This window comes from Paenibacillus naphthalenovorans (assembly GCF_001465255.1).
GTDB classification, from domain to species: domain Bacteria; phylum Bacillota; class Bacilli; order Paenibacillales; family NBRC-103111; genus Paenibacillus_G; species Paenibacillus_G naphthalenovorans.
The window spans coordinates 2,363,761-2,378,334 of the sequence record NZ_CP013652.1; the positions used below are offsets into that span (position 1 = coordinate 2,363,761).

A 14,574-nucleotide genomic window follows, 5' to 3' on the forward strand; every position below is an offset into this window, starting at 1 on the left:
TTGCGGTTTGCGGCAGCGGACCGGCTAGCTTGGGCCGCGGTTCTATTGAAATATCGATCTGAAATAACGCTCCTAAGATGACCTGATAAAGCTCAGGATTTCGATGATGTTGTTCACCTGGCCTATGGGCTTTACTCCCCTTTTGATCATCTCTTCCATCGTTGTGCCGTAGCTGATAAAAGCAATCCCCGCATCATTCGACGCTTTACCGTCAATCCATGAATCTCCAACCGCAACCCATTCATCGGACGAGATATGCTCAAATTGTTTTTTGGCATAATGAAATCCGGATGGGGAAGGCTTAAGCGAAGTCATGTGCTCTCTTCCTATGATCAGATCAAAATACGCTATGATTTGGGTGATTTCCAGAGCCTTTCGAGCCGCTGTTACTGAATTATTCGTTACGATGACTAGAACATAGTTCTTGTACAAAGCTTCCAGCAATTCCCTGACCCCTGGTTCAAGCCCTGCGCCTTCCATCCCTTTTAATTCATGTTTTTCCGTTATCTTGATTATGGTTTCATACATCTCATCGGTCATGCCTGTATTTTTGGCGTGTTCGATCAAGGTGGATGTCGTGTGCTCCTGTACGGGAAATTCGGCAGGAATCACTTTATGGCGGACCAGAAAACGATACACATCGTGCTTCATGGCCGGGAAATCAATGTTGGATTGCAATAATGTGTTGTCCATATCGAATAGAATTCCCTTGATTGTACCGGTTCGCAGCATAAACTCCCTCCGAAGCTTTCCGTTTAAGACCGCAATGTCGCTGCTTTCTTTTAACGTTCCAGCGTTTCTACTGTGTCACAACCTCTTTATTTTACATGGAATTCACGAACAAATATAGCTGTTCCGGAAAAATGTTTCGCGGGTAACCGGCTCCGCTTGCCGCGCTGTTCCGGACCGGTGGTCAAAATCTCGAATTCACTGTCATTTTCTATCCAGGACAGTCCTGCCGTCGCAATCCTCTTGCAGGCTTCGAATCCTTTTAAATAGCGGGCTTAGGGACCAAACCATCCAAGGAGTATAGTCATGAAAAAAATATGTACAACCCGATTCGACTGGAATAAAATTACAGAAAAATTGGACGATTTTTGGGAAGAAAAGAGTTTCACATGGAAAAAATGCTTAAATCCAATAACGAACAGAATCGGCTTCGGTATTTACTTTTATAAAAATATAACCATAAACCTGAATCGGATCAATAAAGAGATACTCCGATTCGCCGAGGACAGTGCCGCACTTTCCCAATTTAACAAAACGGCGTTTCCCCGTTTTATATCGGTTGCCGATGGAATTCATGCCAAGATGTTCACCCAATTGCCTAACCATGTCATTGAACAGATCACTTCTTTGATTCAAGCGCTCCCGGGTTATCAACTGCTGCAATCCGCCACGCGTCCATACGGGTATCAATGCGAGCTTTATTACAATCAAGGAAAAGTATTTTTCGGCTCACTGCAGATTCATTTCAAAAAAATCAACCATCAAGAATAGCCTGAACATACGCTCACTGACGATCAAGGGATCGGTGAGCGATTTTTTTACTTCGATTTCATCCTATTCCCACAAAATATATATTGACTTTTTATTATTCTTGTGGTATAATAAATATTTTTATTATTTACTATCTCGATATGATTTGATACGATAGGCTATACAAGCAAGAGATCGCATATCCATTGGGGAGGGATCATCATGTTCATTACCAACGGTGTACAAGGATTGGAAGTTTCATCCAATGTCATGGGGCGAATGGATACTATTTATCCTACCCTGGTCTGGGACACAGACCATACGATTTTGGTGGATACCGGATATCCCGGCCAATGGCCGCTCATTCGCCAAGAAGCAGAGAAGTCCGGGATCGCATGGGATACGCTGAATAAAGTCATTATAACACACCAAGACCTGGACCATATCGGCAGTTTACCGACAATTCTCAATGTATTGCCTCAACCTATCGAGGTATTGGCCAATGACGTTGAAAAACCATATATTCAAGGAGAAAAAAGACTGCTTAAAATAAATCCGGAGTCCGTAGCCCAAGCTATGGACTCTTTGCCGGAAAATGTGCCGGAGGAGTGGCGCAAAGCCTTCAGACAAGTGCTTGAAAACCCGCCCAAATCAAAAGTGGATAAAACCGTAGCCGACGGAGAAGAATTGCCCTATTGCGGAGGGATCGTAGTGATTCATACGCCGGGACATACTCCCGGGCATATCAGCCTGTATCATATACAAAGCAAAACACTTATCGCCGGGGACTCTATGATCGTGGCAAACGGAGAGCTGCTTGGGCCCGATCCGCAGTACTGTATCGATGCGGACTTGGCCGTAAACTCTCTGAAAAAATTTGTACAGTACGACATTGAAACTATTATCTGCTATCACGGCGGCCTGTATAAGGATAACGTCAACCGGCGCATAGCGGAATTAGCAAACGGACAGTGACTGGAAACAACAAATCGAGCTCTTCTATCTTGTCTGAAGAGCTCTTGGATTAATTACGATGTTATAGGCGGGGATTCCAATTGCCGGCCATGTTCGTACTCTTGTCTTCGCAGTGCCTCCTTGCGCTGTTTCTCCAAGGCCGCATAACCAATCTCTTCGGCGTCTTCCGGGTTCACGGCGAACAGGCCGTCATCATCGCCTACAATTAAATCGCCGGGACGTATGCTTACCCCGCCTATGCTTATGGTGGTGTTCACCTCGCCCTGAAGTTTAAGGGAACGTGTGGTCAGCGCGCTGATTCCTTTCGAATAGACGGGAAAACCAAGTCCGGTTATCGCGCGAACATCGGTGACGCACCCGGATACAATGACGCCGGAAACTTTTTTGTCCAGCGCAGCGTAAGTCCTGAATTCTCCCCAGCATGCTCTTTGGCCATCGCCGGACATATCCACGACAAGAACATCGCCAGGCTGAACAAGCTCCATGGCATGGGAAATGGCGGCAGAGTCAAGATGCGGAATGCGAACCGTAACCGCGTTTCCTATCAGTTGGATCGGCCGAAAAAGGGGCTGCAGCCCGTTAAGAAAACCAAAATCCGTAAGATGGCCAATGGTGGAAGTACTGATACTCCGGTACAGCTCCAAAAGCTCTGGCGTAACCCCCTGTACTCTGGCCTGAATGCGAAACACGCGTCCCTCTCTCCTTTCCTGAATTCGTTAACCTGCCCTGCCTCATACCGAAGTTTCTATCGCCCCGGCACATACTTTAAAGGGATTCGGCGCTTCTCCGAGCCCAAAGGGCATGCTTCCCGGGACCCTGGAATTGGGCTTCAGAAGCGGCCGGATGATTTGCTTCCAGGGCCATCGTTCCCTGGCGAATAAACATTCCTCGAGTACGCACCTCACCTCATCCGGTACATTAGCCTCAATCATTGCCAGATTCAAACATTCCTGCAGTTCGATCCATAATCGTTCTTCTTTGATGCCGTAATACCGTGACAGGCTGTCAAGGATTGCGTAACTGTTGACCTGGATGCCAAGCATTTGGAAAAAGGAGAACAGCTGATGCGGCGTGTCATGATACAGAGAATTCGGATGACCCGGCCGCAATCGATACTCGGGATCTTCCAGCCCGTTGGCATTTAACCAGGGCACATGCAAACGCAGCGCATCATGATCGCGAAGCAGCAGACCTTCTATTTTCCCCCGGTTCAAGATTAGAATGGAGTTTTGTCCATGAACTTCAGGCATCATCCCCAGTCGGAACAAACGGAAACATATTTCAAAATAAGGCAGCAAAGCCTCTTTGAATAAACGCAAAACGGAGGATTCATTGACTTCCAGTCCTGTCATGCGCAGCCATTCGTCAAACAAATGCCCCTTCCTGTCCCTATCGAAAACTGTCAGAGACGACATGGGCACTAAACGTACATGTTCATGATCTGTGATTTCCGGAGGGTATTGTCTTATCATGGCGGACAAATGTCTGGGAGGATCGGCAAACAAGTCTCTGTTTTCAGGCAGATAAGCCCACCAAACGGTTTCATCGCATAGAAGCAGCCGTTTTTTCAAGACGGGGTCCCGTTCCAGCGCTTGTCTCATCAGTCGTTCCGCGCGCTGTCCATTCATAAGCTTAATGGCCGAAAGATAGCGAAGTCCGCCCAGGGAATGCATGCCCAGCGGAAGCTTGACGTGTAACTGGCCTCCATTGGCGGGCATCAATGACCGTAAGGAAGAAGTGGCGTAAAAGGTGCCCGCTTCAACGTTTAACGGTATGCAAATCCCTTTGCCGATTTCCTCTTGCAGTTGTCCAGGCAATACGGTAGACATTTGCCACGGGTGGACGGGAACAGGTACAAACTCCTCCGTACTCAGCCCTCGCCTGTCCATTTCCTCACGGATCCCGGCTTTCTGGTCTTCGGCAAGCAGCAGATCCGCCGGAGCTAACCCCCCTGTTTCTGCCTGCTTATATTGGTCTTCAATGGAATGTTCATCCAAGCCGCTAACGAGATGCCGGCGTTTCACCGCCATCCAGTTCAGTTGAATCGGCCGGGCAAATTCGGCTGTATAGTTGCGGTAATCTTCCTGCGTCCAACCCAGCTTGACTTTGGAGACAGGGTGGAAAGGCCGGTCGCGAAAAGCCGCCTTTCTCTCCAGCTCCAATAATGAAGCTGCCGAAGGCAAACCCAGTATTCCTGCCGACGGTTGTTTGTTTTCAAGAGACCAGGACATTTGCAGCAATGTTTGATCGAGCATATTCATAAAGCGGTTCGCTCCGCCGGCATCTATGGCGGCCGGATCTTTCCCGTAAAGATGAACGATATGCCGCATCAGCTCCAACGGATCGAGCTTTTTCAGATAGACCGTATGGTTCTCCTCTATACGCACTTCGTACATGCCTGCGGATGCCTCAAAGCGGTATGGCTGCAAGATTGCAGGATGTACAGGAAAAACAATCATGGCCTCATGATAATCATCCAGCCGCCAGCAATAGACGCTTGCCTTAGGATGTAAAGAACCGAATTGCCGATCTGCTGCGGCCAGTCCCATGTGACCGCGAACCATGAACTCCCATTCGGTTTGGGATAGAAGGTTCACCTCGTCGTGTTCGTCAAAAAATGTTTCCGCAAGCAATGCATTGACCAAGTCTTCCATGACCCGGCAATCGGCTTCATCAGCCGCTTCCTTCGAATGTGCGCGGGAATCGGGACCCTTATGTTCCGTCGTCATACTCTCCCTCCTCTGATTGTCCGGTATGGATATAGGGGATTCGGTACGGACTTTGGATCGACCTCCGCGTCTTTCCACAGCCGCCTTCTTGCCAATTGTTCGATTTGAATCGTTTCCGAGAACAGATCATAGTGCTCGAAATTTTGGCTGTATTGCGGATGCTCATCCTGATAGAGATAAATCACCCGGGCAACCATTTCCCAAAAATCCGTTTCCTGAAGCCCGTACTGTTCGTTTAAAAACATGCACAGCTCGCTTATGCACACAAAGAAAAACGCGCTGTGCACAAAGTCTTTGACCGCCGAGAGATCATCGGTTTGTATGAAGGAATGACGATTTAAAGCGCGATGATGAGCGGGCTCCGGATGAAGATCGGGACAAACTTCCGGTTGTCCCAGATGCTGTTTGGAAAACCGAACTCCATCGTGAAAATCTTTCAACGCCAGACGGCAAGGACGTCCCTCTTTATGAATGAGAATTATATTTTGAGCGTGGGACTCCATAGCTATTCCGTGTGCGTACAACATATGAATGATGGGGGTTATCGCAACCTCCAGCAGCCAGCGCGTCCAGTTTTCCAACCCGTACCTGCGAACCCACGGTTCAATCCATGGCTGCTCTCCGGCCATGTGGCAGAGCGCACTGAACGGAACCGCTTCTTCATCGTCTCTTAAATAGCAGTATAGACTCTTCCTCCAAATCACACCCAAGTTCCCATAGGTTTGCAGTTGTACAGTGGACGGAAGCTTCTCGTAATCAAAGGAAATTCCCGCAAATTCAGCTAAAAAAACAAAATCGAGTCTTCGAGCGGTTTCGTCATCCCTGGTTAGAGACAGCAGCCAATCCGAAACGAGGGGCGCGTTCATCACGGTATGCTTCGCCAATATTCGTTTCGTTGATGTATTGGTGATATTCAGCGCCAGCTTCATGTACGCTTTCTCTTTGTGGGAATGATTGGCCCAACTGCGTATAGACTGCTGCGGACGGTACTCGTCGGAACCGTTGCCAAGCCGGACGATTTTCTTTTCGGATAGCTGACGATGAAAGTACGGTAGAATCATGTGCTCCCACTGCCAGGGATGAACGGGCATAAACCAGTAATCGCCGGCATCCAGCCCCTTTTCATTAAGCAAAGAAACAAAGGCTTCATACGCAGGTTTCCCGAGTTCATGCTGTATAAATGAGTTGTAGTCTGTTCCTTCCGATAAAGAAATCAGGCTCTGCGATTTGGAGACCGCCAACCATACCGGCTTTAGTTTTGTTTTAAATTCCGGTCCGTATAAGGCATTGTCCCCCAAGCTATAGCCGATCCGCGATTTGTAGCACGGATGATACGGATGGCCGTCCAAATCGCTTTCCAGATCATCGTAATCCCATGGCGTTTCCGGCATTGGAGCGACGGACTTATGGTATTGGGCCTGCAAATCTTTTACCAGCGTATGTTCCAGTTCTTGCAGCAGCATCGCCAAACGTTCATTTTTTTGAACCTGACCGAGCACTTCTTCCACAAATCCGGACAACGTTGCCGCAGTCGGGTCTTCCTTTGCTTCCTTGCGTCTTACCGTTCCTTTCTTTATGCGAAAACGGCCGAAACTGAATTGGCGTTTGCCCTCAAACATATATTCAACGGGTTCCCCTTCGTTTGTTTTTCCCGGGAGAACAAGGCGATCCTCGAAATCTCCGGACACGGGAAGCCCATGAAGGGGAACGGCAATTTCTTCATAAAGCACCGCCTCGATCAGCTGACAAAGGACTCGTTGTTCCACTTTAGCATAAATTTCGGACGAATAAGCACGAATCCAATCCTTCTCTTCTCCGCGCTGTAATGGTTCTAACACACTCATCAGTTCACGGCTCCCATCGTTCGAAAGTAATATGGCATCATCCATTTCATCTCCATGAAGCGTTTCGCTTTGATTCCATTCGTTCCCGGATTATTTCACCTCCCCGCTGCGGTTATTATCCTGCACACCGGCCATGCCGACCGGCTTGCTGTAACGGTTGGCGTCAGGGAGAGTGAATTTCATCAAGCCATTGTTGAGCAGCAAAAGAAAAGCGGAGCAAATAAAGATCGACGGTAATCCGAACCGGGAAGCGACGGCTCCCATGCCGAGCGCCCCTGCCATCCCGCCAAGAAATATGGCACAATTGACATAGCTGTAGGTCCGGCTTTCCATCCCTTTCGGCGCAAAATGACGAACGAGAACATGGATTGAAGGCATCATCCCGCCAAGGCACGCCCCCGTACAGAAACGCAGCACGATGAGCTGCCACAGTTCCTGGACAAATGCCTGCGGAACAGAGAACAGGATCGCTCCGAATGCGGCGCAGATTAACACTTTATGCGAGCCGTACTTGTCCCCTAATTTCCCCAGCTGCGGGGCGGTAATCATGTTAGCCATCCCCATCGACGCCGCCGTAATCCCGGCCAAAAAGAACAGATTATCCTGACTCGGCGCCAAGGACTGGACATACAGCGGGATGAAAGGCAAGGTGCCCACCATGGCCGATCGAATGATGGATGCGGAGACAAACAGGGATGCAATTGGTTTTCGGGATACGATTTTCCTGAAATCTTGCACAAAGTTTGTCTTTTCTTTCCGGTCTTGTTTCTCAAAGTTTTCTTTGACCAAAAAGATGACGATCAATGCCGCTATGAAAATACTTACACCGGTATAGAAAAAGACGGCGGCGAACCCGAACCAGTCGGCCATCAATCCGCCCAATAAAGGGCCGCACATGGTTCCGGCCACAGATCCGGAATGCAAAATCCCCAATGCATACCCGCTCCGCTCCTTGGGCGTGTTCGTGGCTGTCAAGGCGATGGCGGCCGGACCGAATCCGGCCATCATCCCGTTTAATAAACGCAGGATCAGCAAGTGAATATGGCTGGTGGCCAACCCCATCAGCGTAATGGTGACGGCCATGCCAATTCCGGAACGGACAAGCATGAGCTTGCGTCCGTAGCGGTCTGCAATCTTTCCCCAAATCGGTGAAAAAATAAAGGCCGTCAGCAGGTTGGCGGCATAAATTATGCCCGTCCACCAGCGAACTTCTTCCGGATCGGTAAGCCCTAATTCCTGCAAATAAAGCGGTAAAAACGGGGTGACGCAGCTCATTGAAGCCATCGCCAGAAATTGCCCTACGTACAAAATGAACAAATTTCGTTTCCACTTTTCCACGGTGACGACACATTCCTTTCTCATTTTAAAAGGCCGTTAAACCTTATGGGAAAGCGGGCATTGGATGTCTGTCCCATAAAATAGGAATGTTAACGACTTTGGAAACGGAACGCCCTATTTTTACAAGCTTCCCGATTTTTGGGTTCGGCCGGGACCGCGTATTCATTTAGGCTTGTCCCTTGATGGGATTGGGAATATTGACAAACAATGGCATCTCTCCTTTGGACAGAAAGCAGCTTGTAAAATTCGCTTTGGCCGGCAAAACATCGCTGTACAATAAATCGTCGATGTAGGCAAGCAGCCGTTCGTCAGCTCCCGATTTTTCCTGTTCGAGCAAATGGTTGACGATGCCCCAGTAGCGTTCCTCGTCCTCCCTGCAGTAAGCCGCAATCGTATGGATCAGCGAACCCAGGTGATTCACAAAGAAATAATACTTGGTCCTCATCCAAGCTTTGGCTTCTTCATAGAGGACAGGGCTGTGATCTTCAATCAGCGTAGGGATCCAGCCTGCTTCGGCTGCTTTATGACGGTCGATGCTGACCCCTTCGAGATCCCGCACATAATAGCAATCGGGAAGTCCGTTCTTCAGGGTCAGCAGGGAATTTTGCAAATGCGCTTCAAAGCTGATCCCTTTCCCGGCTAAAATGCGAAGAAGCGGCAGCATGGAGATGTGCAAATAGCATTCCAGCCAATAAGTTAAATCAGGCAGCCGTCCTTGATCGTTTTGCCTGATCGCTTGAATCAGCTTGGGCTCCTCTTCTCCCGGAAAGCTTTCCAATAAGGAGGCCATGACAAATGTAGCGGCATGCGGCACGGCCAAGGGCCGGTAGATGACCGTAAAGCTCGATGACCAATCTTCTGAAACCGAATCGAATCCGACTCTGCTGTAGCCCGTTTCCGAAATAATTTTGAAATGCTCCGTGTTCAGCTCGTTTTGTAACCGGTGAATCACGTTGGCCGCATCCATGGTCCGTTTCGTTTGTTCCCGCGTATTTTCGCGTATCAAGTTGGTGATCCGAACATTCAGCGGCAGTTTAAATCCGTATCCCCCCTCCGGATCCCACACTGTTCTTACCGAAGAAGTCGGATATACCACGGGACCGGATGGACCCAGACGAATAATGGCGGACAGATTCATCAATTCCTGAACCTCCGGCAGCCGCACAACATAGTTTGCCTGCCAGGGATGCATGGGCACCAGCACATACTCGCTTACTTTATCGCCCAATTGTTGCTGGGCATGTGCCATCACAGCCGGCGGCAGCGCTTGAGCTTCTCCATCAAGCCATTCTTCATAAACCAATTCCTTTCGGACGGCAAAGTAACTCAATTGAAAAGAAGCGCCCATTTCAGGACTGTACTGCGCAAGCTCCTCATCGGCGAACCCTTCCGAGCATTTCGGATAGGGATGAAAGGGATGACCGAAATAAAGCGATTGCTCGGAACGGACGCAATCCGGCTTCTTGTCCGCTATAGAATGCCGTTGGTTCCATTCGTACTCGATATACATGCTCATCTTGCGGAGACTGTTTTCGATGCGCGCCTTCATGTGATTCAGGTGAGCCCCGCGTTTGTCAAAAGCTTCGAGATGGCTCAGCTCTTCAAGCAGCAGCGAAATCAACCGATGAATATCCAGCTTCCGAAGCGTTCCGTCTGAACTCACTTCGTTAAATGCGGATCCGTAAGCATGCTGTCCGATCACAGAGTAATAAGTCAAAGTCCCCGTGATGGTCTTCCCGGTCGAGGGAAGCTTGATGACGACCGCTTCTCCTGGCTCAGGAAGGGGATTCCTTTGACCAAGCTTTATGGCCCGTGGATCGATTACTCCGATCTCCCTGAGATAACTATTCAGCAAGGCGCGCATGGTCGCCTTTGCCGCCAGCTCCACACTTCTCACGGAGGTGGTTGCATCCGTTTGCTGCTGCAGCATTCGTATTCGTTCTCTCCTTTCTCATCCAACCGTCATCCGAATTACTCTCTTTAGGTTTCGCCAGTTTCGCTTCCGGATCAAACATACTCTCCCGCATGCAGGGCAGCGCAAGACGCATGGCAGGCTTCACTGAAAATCCGTGCAATTTCATCGATTTGCTGTTCCGTTACGATTAATGGCGGCAAAAAACGCATAACGGCGGAATGCCTGCCTCCAATCTCCAGGATCAATCCCCTGTGGAGACATTCCTGCTGAATGCGGCTTGCCAGCTTGGGATAAGCCGGAAAATGCCCCAGCTTGTCAGGCTCCTCATTGGCATTCACGATCTCTACGCCGATCATTAAACCGCGACCGCGGACATCTCCGATAAATTCCACTTTCGATTTCAGCTCGTTTAAACGATCCCTCAACCGATTTCCCAATTGCTCCGCTTTGGTTGCGATATCGTTTTCTTTTATATATTTCAATGTTGCCAGTCCGGCCGCCATAGCCATTTGATTGCCCCGAAACGTCCCGATATGCGCTCCCGGTTTCCAGGCATCCAGCTTTTTATGATAAATCACAACCGATAGCGGCAGGCTTCCGCCGATGGCCTTCGAAAGGACCAGCACATCAGGGAGAATGCCGGCATGTTCGAAAGCGAACATTTTTCCGGTTCTCCCAAGTCCCGTCTGCACTTCGTCAATAATCAGAGGGATGTTTTTTTCCTGCGTAATCCGGCGCATCTCCCGGATCCATTCGACCGGCGCGGGAATAGAACCGCCTTCCCCCTGCACCGCTTCAAATATCATTCCGCAAGGAGAGACAACGCCGCTTTCAGGATCGTTTAGCAAATTCTCGATATAACGGCTGCTGATCCGATGAGTCTGCTCCCCGCCGACACCAAACGGGCAGCGATAGGCGTAAGGATACGGCAGGAAGTGTACATCCGGGATTAATCCGTGGACCCTTTCTTTTTGTCCAAGCGTCCCGCTTAGACTCATCGTTCCGTGCGTCGAGCCATGGTATCCTCCTTGAAACGAGAGAATGCTGCGATGGCCTGTTGCCGTTTTTACCAGCTTAATCGCCGCTTCAATCGCATCGCCTCCTGTCGGCCCGCAAAACTGGATGCGCGCATCCTTGGCAAATGCCTCAGGCAAGCTTGAAAATAATTCATCCACAAATTGCTCCTTCAGCGGGGTTGTCAAATCAAGGGTGTGCAGCGGCCGTTTGCTGTCCAGCATCGTTTTAATCGCGTCGATGACGACAGGATGATTATGGCCTAATGCAAGCGTTCCGGCTCCGGCAAGACAATCGTAATAAACTTTGCCGTCCATATCTTTTACATAAATGCCTTCCGCCTCAAGAATCGCGATCGGGATTCGCCTGGGGTAAGATCTAGCATTGGATTCCCGAGCTGCCTGACTCTGAAGATAGGGGTCATTTTTTGATTTTTCAGCAACATAAGCGTTCACGATATCCGTCCTCCTCCGGAAAAGTACAGAACCGATAATAATGATAATCATTATCATCGATGTCTGTTTTTAGAATAGCAGCAAGTCCAGATAGAGTAAATTCTCCAATCGGATAATCTAGATGATCTAAATGAAGTATGTTTTTCCTCCGTCCTTGCTCTCCCTATGCATCATCTGCTTCAATGTGTAAAGAAAATCCGCACCCGCCGAATCGATATCCAACGCTTTCTTCATGTTCTGAATATGTTTTTTTACCGTATTGACGCTGATATAAAGTTCATCGGCAATTCTCTTAATCGAGTAATGATTGCACAGCATTTCCGCGATTTGCTGTTGTCTCTGGCTCAACGCGGTCATATCCAACGATTCGACGCTTTCCTCATCGTTGGGTCTCCCCGCCGATTGCATGATACGCCCGGCGCCGGCGCCTACATATTCCAATGTTACTTTCACGTATTCTTTCATTTCCAATCGTATCACCTGATCAACAACGATTTGATGCAGCTCGCTGAGCTTGGCGCGATCCTGGTCATCTTTTGAACTGGAATCGATCGTCAGTCTTATTGTGCTTTTGGACATGCTCTCCCCTCACCATTCAGCAATAAAAATTCGCAAGGATAAAAAAAAGGAAGCGACTCAGGTTGCTCCCCTTCCCATTATGTCTTACTTAGTTTAAAGCTTTACATTGGCGGGCTGTGATACCTCCATAGACAATCAGCGGCCTATCGTTCACCAATAGATGGCAATATCTCTGTATTATCTACAACAGCGCTTCTGCAATTTCATCCACGACCAGATTGATGGCAATAGGACCGTAATAGCCGATCCACATCGTCGTGTTGACCGTATAGACCTGATTGGCTTGTACCGCATTCAGGCCTTTCCAGACGGATGTCTTTTGAAATTCATCCGTTAACTCCGTATTGGAATCATCTTTTAAGACAAAGAGGTGATCCGCGTTCAATTCCGGCATGACCTCTAACGAAATGGGCAAGCTGGTCTGCTCGTTATTCACTGCCATTTTCGGCGCTGAAAGACCGAGATCACGATACAGAATCTCTGCAGTACGATGTCCCGTCGTATGCAGCCGGATCATGTTATCGCGCGGACGGATCAAAGCAACGGTCTGCCCGTTCAGCTTGTCTGCTAACGCTGCCTTTAGATCGGCAATTTTTTGATCGTATCCTTCGAGCACCTTCTGCGCTTCCTGTTCCTTGGCGACAATTTGACCGAACTTGAGGAGCATCGTGCGCCAGTCTTCATTTCTGTCAAACATCAGTGTCGGCGCGATCTTGATTAATTTCTCGTAAACTTTCTCCTGAAACTCCGTACAAATAATGAGATCCGGAGCCACCTCGATAATCGCCTCCAAATTAGGCTCCTCTTTCGTTCCTAACACCTTAACATCATCCAGCTTATCCGTCAGATATTCCGGGAATACCGAGCTGTCGCTCGTAGCGATGACACTTCCGATCGGCTGCTCTCCCAACGCGAGCAGTTGATCGATATACTGGTAGTCCAGCACCACAATTTTTTCAGGCTTTTGTTCGAGAACCAGTTCGCCTTTAAGGTGCTGAATGCTGCGCTGCGTGCTTTCCGCCGTTTTCCCCGCTGTATTGGCATTATCCGCTTCGCCGCGAGTGACGGCCGGCTGCACATTAACGCTGTTGGTCGGGGAGGCCCCTCCTCCACCAGATGTGCCCGAGCATGCGCCTAGCAGCAAAACAAGACTGAGCATCAAACTGATGGCCAATGACGCTTTTGAACTTCTATACATGTGTAAAGCCCCTTCGTTTTTGTATTGATAATGATTTTCATCATCACCAATATCACTATATCTTCGCAATCTTCTGGCAACAATAGGGAATTGCGACAGACGAGATGGATTATGGCGACGATCGTTCCGCTGCCATGCCAGTTCCTTGAATAGACTGGGAGAAACCCCCATGTATTTTTTAAACATCCGGCTAAAATAGTAACTGTCCGTATAACCGACGGCCTCGGCAATTTGTTTTAACGGGACATTCGTCTGCTGCAGCAATGCCTTGGCTTTGTCCAGACGCACCTGAATCAAATACTCGATCGGACCCACATGCAGCCTCGCTTTGAATAACCGCTGCAATTGTCGCGCGTTGCAATCCAGCACAGCTGCCAATGAATTCAGCGTAATCGGCTCGGCGTAACGTCCCTCAATATATCGCATCGCTTGGGCAACCAGGTTCGGTTGAGTCGTCTCGCCTCCCTGCTCCTGCAGCTGATGCAGCAATTCATAAACAAATTGATGGAACAAGGCTTTGACATGGAACTGCTCCAGCGTGCCGATTTGCTGCCATTGTCGGTTCATTTGCTCTATTCCCAAAAAGAGCGGTGTCGGAAACTGGGGCGCAAAACCATATTGTACCTGAAAAGGATTGCTTGTTTGATGCCGATGCACCAATTTTTGGCAGTATGGCGTGGTCAAGACCGCTGTATAAAATACCAGGTAATATTCGAATGCCTCCACTACCTGTGCAATATCCAGAAAAGCACCTTTGCCGGCATGACAAACATAGCACCGATCCACGGCATACTCATTCTCATCAATCAACACATGTGCCTTACCGCGAACAGTATACAGAAATGCGCTGGCTGGAAGCTGATATGCGCGCAGGCTTTCGCCCGGCTGCAGGATGGCATGACGTACGTCCTGCACCCTGAGAGCCGCATGATTCCAAAGTAAGGTATGATACTGAAATAGCAACTCTCCCACCACCTGTTATTTTTTTGAATTCATTACCTTTTTCGGATAAGTTTATTATATTAATAACGATTCTCATTATCAATTA

11 protein-coding genes are annotated in these 14,574 nt (G+C 48.9%); 2 read left to right on the top strand and 9 right to left on the bottom strand.

Going from position 1 to position 14,574, the window contains the following annotated elements:
• Positions 1–72: 72 nt before the first annotated feature.
• The gene (locus IJ22_RS11835) at positions 73–732 is read right to left on the bottom strand and encodes an HAD family hydrolase (protein WP_062408951.1); all 660 of its coding nucleotides are present in this window, start codon (positions 730–732) and stop codon (positions 73–75) included.
• 303 nt (positions 733–1,035) lie between these two features.
• Here IJ22_RS11835 and IJ22_RS11840 point away from each other — a divergent pair, with 303 nt between their 5' ends.
• A complete protein-coding gene (locus tag IJ22_RS11840; RefSeq protein ID WP_062408952.1) occupies positions 1,036–1,500 on the top strand; it encodes a hypothetical protein in 465 nt (154 codons plus the stop codon).
• Between the two features lie 201 nt (positions 1,501–1,701).
• Positions 1,702–2,454 (top strand): MBL fold metallo-hydrolase, encoded by a 753-nt coding sequence (locus IJ22_RS11845; protein WP_062408953.1) that lies wholly within the window; start codon positions 1,702–1,704, stop codon positions 2,452–2,454.
• A gap of 53 nt (positions 2,455–2,507) precedes the next feature.
• On the opposite strand, the gene IJ22_RS11850 is transcribed toward IJ22_RS11845, so the two are convergent.
• The 8 genes from IJ22_RS11850 to IJ22_RS11885 all read right to left on the bottom strand — a co-directional run bounded on the left by IJ22_RS11850 (position 2,508) and on the right by IJ22_RS11885 (position 14,489).
• Positions 2,508–3,143, bottom strand: coding sequence for an RraA family protein (locus tag IJ22_RS11850; protein ID WP_062408954.1), 636 nt, complete (start codon positions 3,141–3,143; stop codon positions 2,508–2,510).
• Between the two features lie 42 nt (positions 3,144–3,185).
• Complete coding sequence (locus tag IJ22_RS11855; RefSeq protein ID WP_062408955.1) at positions 3,186–5,183, bottom strand: IucA/IucC family protein; 1,998 nt, start codon at positions 5,181–5,183, stop codon at positions 3,186–3,188.
• Entirely contained in the window at positions 5,180–7,027 is a 1,848-nt protein-coding gene (locus IJ22_RS11860; RefSeq protein WP_160327376.1) for an IucA/IucC family protein, read from the bottom strand. The genes IJ22_RS11855 and IJ22_RS11860 overlap by 4 nt, the downstream gene beginning before the upstream one ends.
• Before the next feature lie 90 nt (positions 7,028–7,117).
• Positions 7,118–8,365 carry an MFS transporter gene (locus IJ22_RS11865; RefSeq protein ID WP_235594311.1) on the bottom strand — a complete coding sequence of 416 codons (1,248 nt, stop codon included), beginning with the start codon at positions 8,363–8,365 and terminating at the stop codon, positions 7,118–7,120.
• Positions 8,366–8,531: 166 nt separating this feature from the next.
• A complete protein-coding gene (locus tag IJ22_RS11870; protein ID WP_062408958.1) occupies positions 8,532–10,295 on the bottom strand; it encodes an IucA/IucC family protein in 1,764 nt (587 codons plus the stop codon).
• Between the two features lie 77 nt (positions 10,296–10,372).
• On the bottom strand, positions 10,373–11,749 hold the full coding sequence (locus IJ22_RS11875) for an aspartate aminotransferase family protein (RefSeq protein ID WP_375256442.1): 1,377 nt from the start codon (positions 11,747–11,749) through the stop codon (positions 10,373–10,375).
• 126 nt (positions 11,750–11,875) lie between these two features.
• On the bottom strand, positions 11,876–12,328 hold the full coding sequence (locus IJ22_RS11880; protein ID WP_062408959.1) for a response regulator transcription factor: 453 nt from the start codon (positions 12,326–12,328) through the stop codon (positions 11,876–11,878).
• 181 nt (positions 12,329–12,509) lie between these two features.
• On the bottom strand, positions 12,510–14,489 hold the full coding sequence (locus tag IJ22_RS11885) for an AraC family transcriptional regulator (protein WP_062408960.1): 1,980 nt from the start codon (positions 14,487–14,489) through the stop codon (positions 12,510–12,512).
• Positions 14,490–14,574 lie beyond the last annotated feature (85 nt).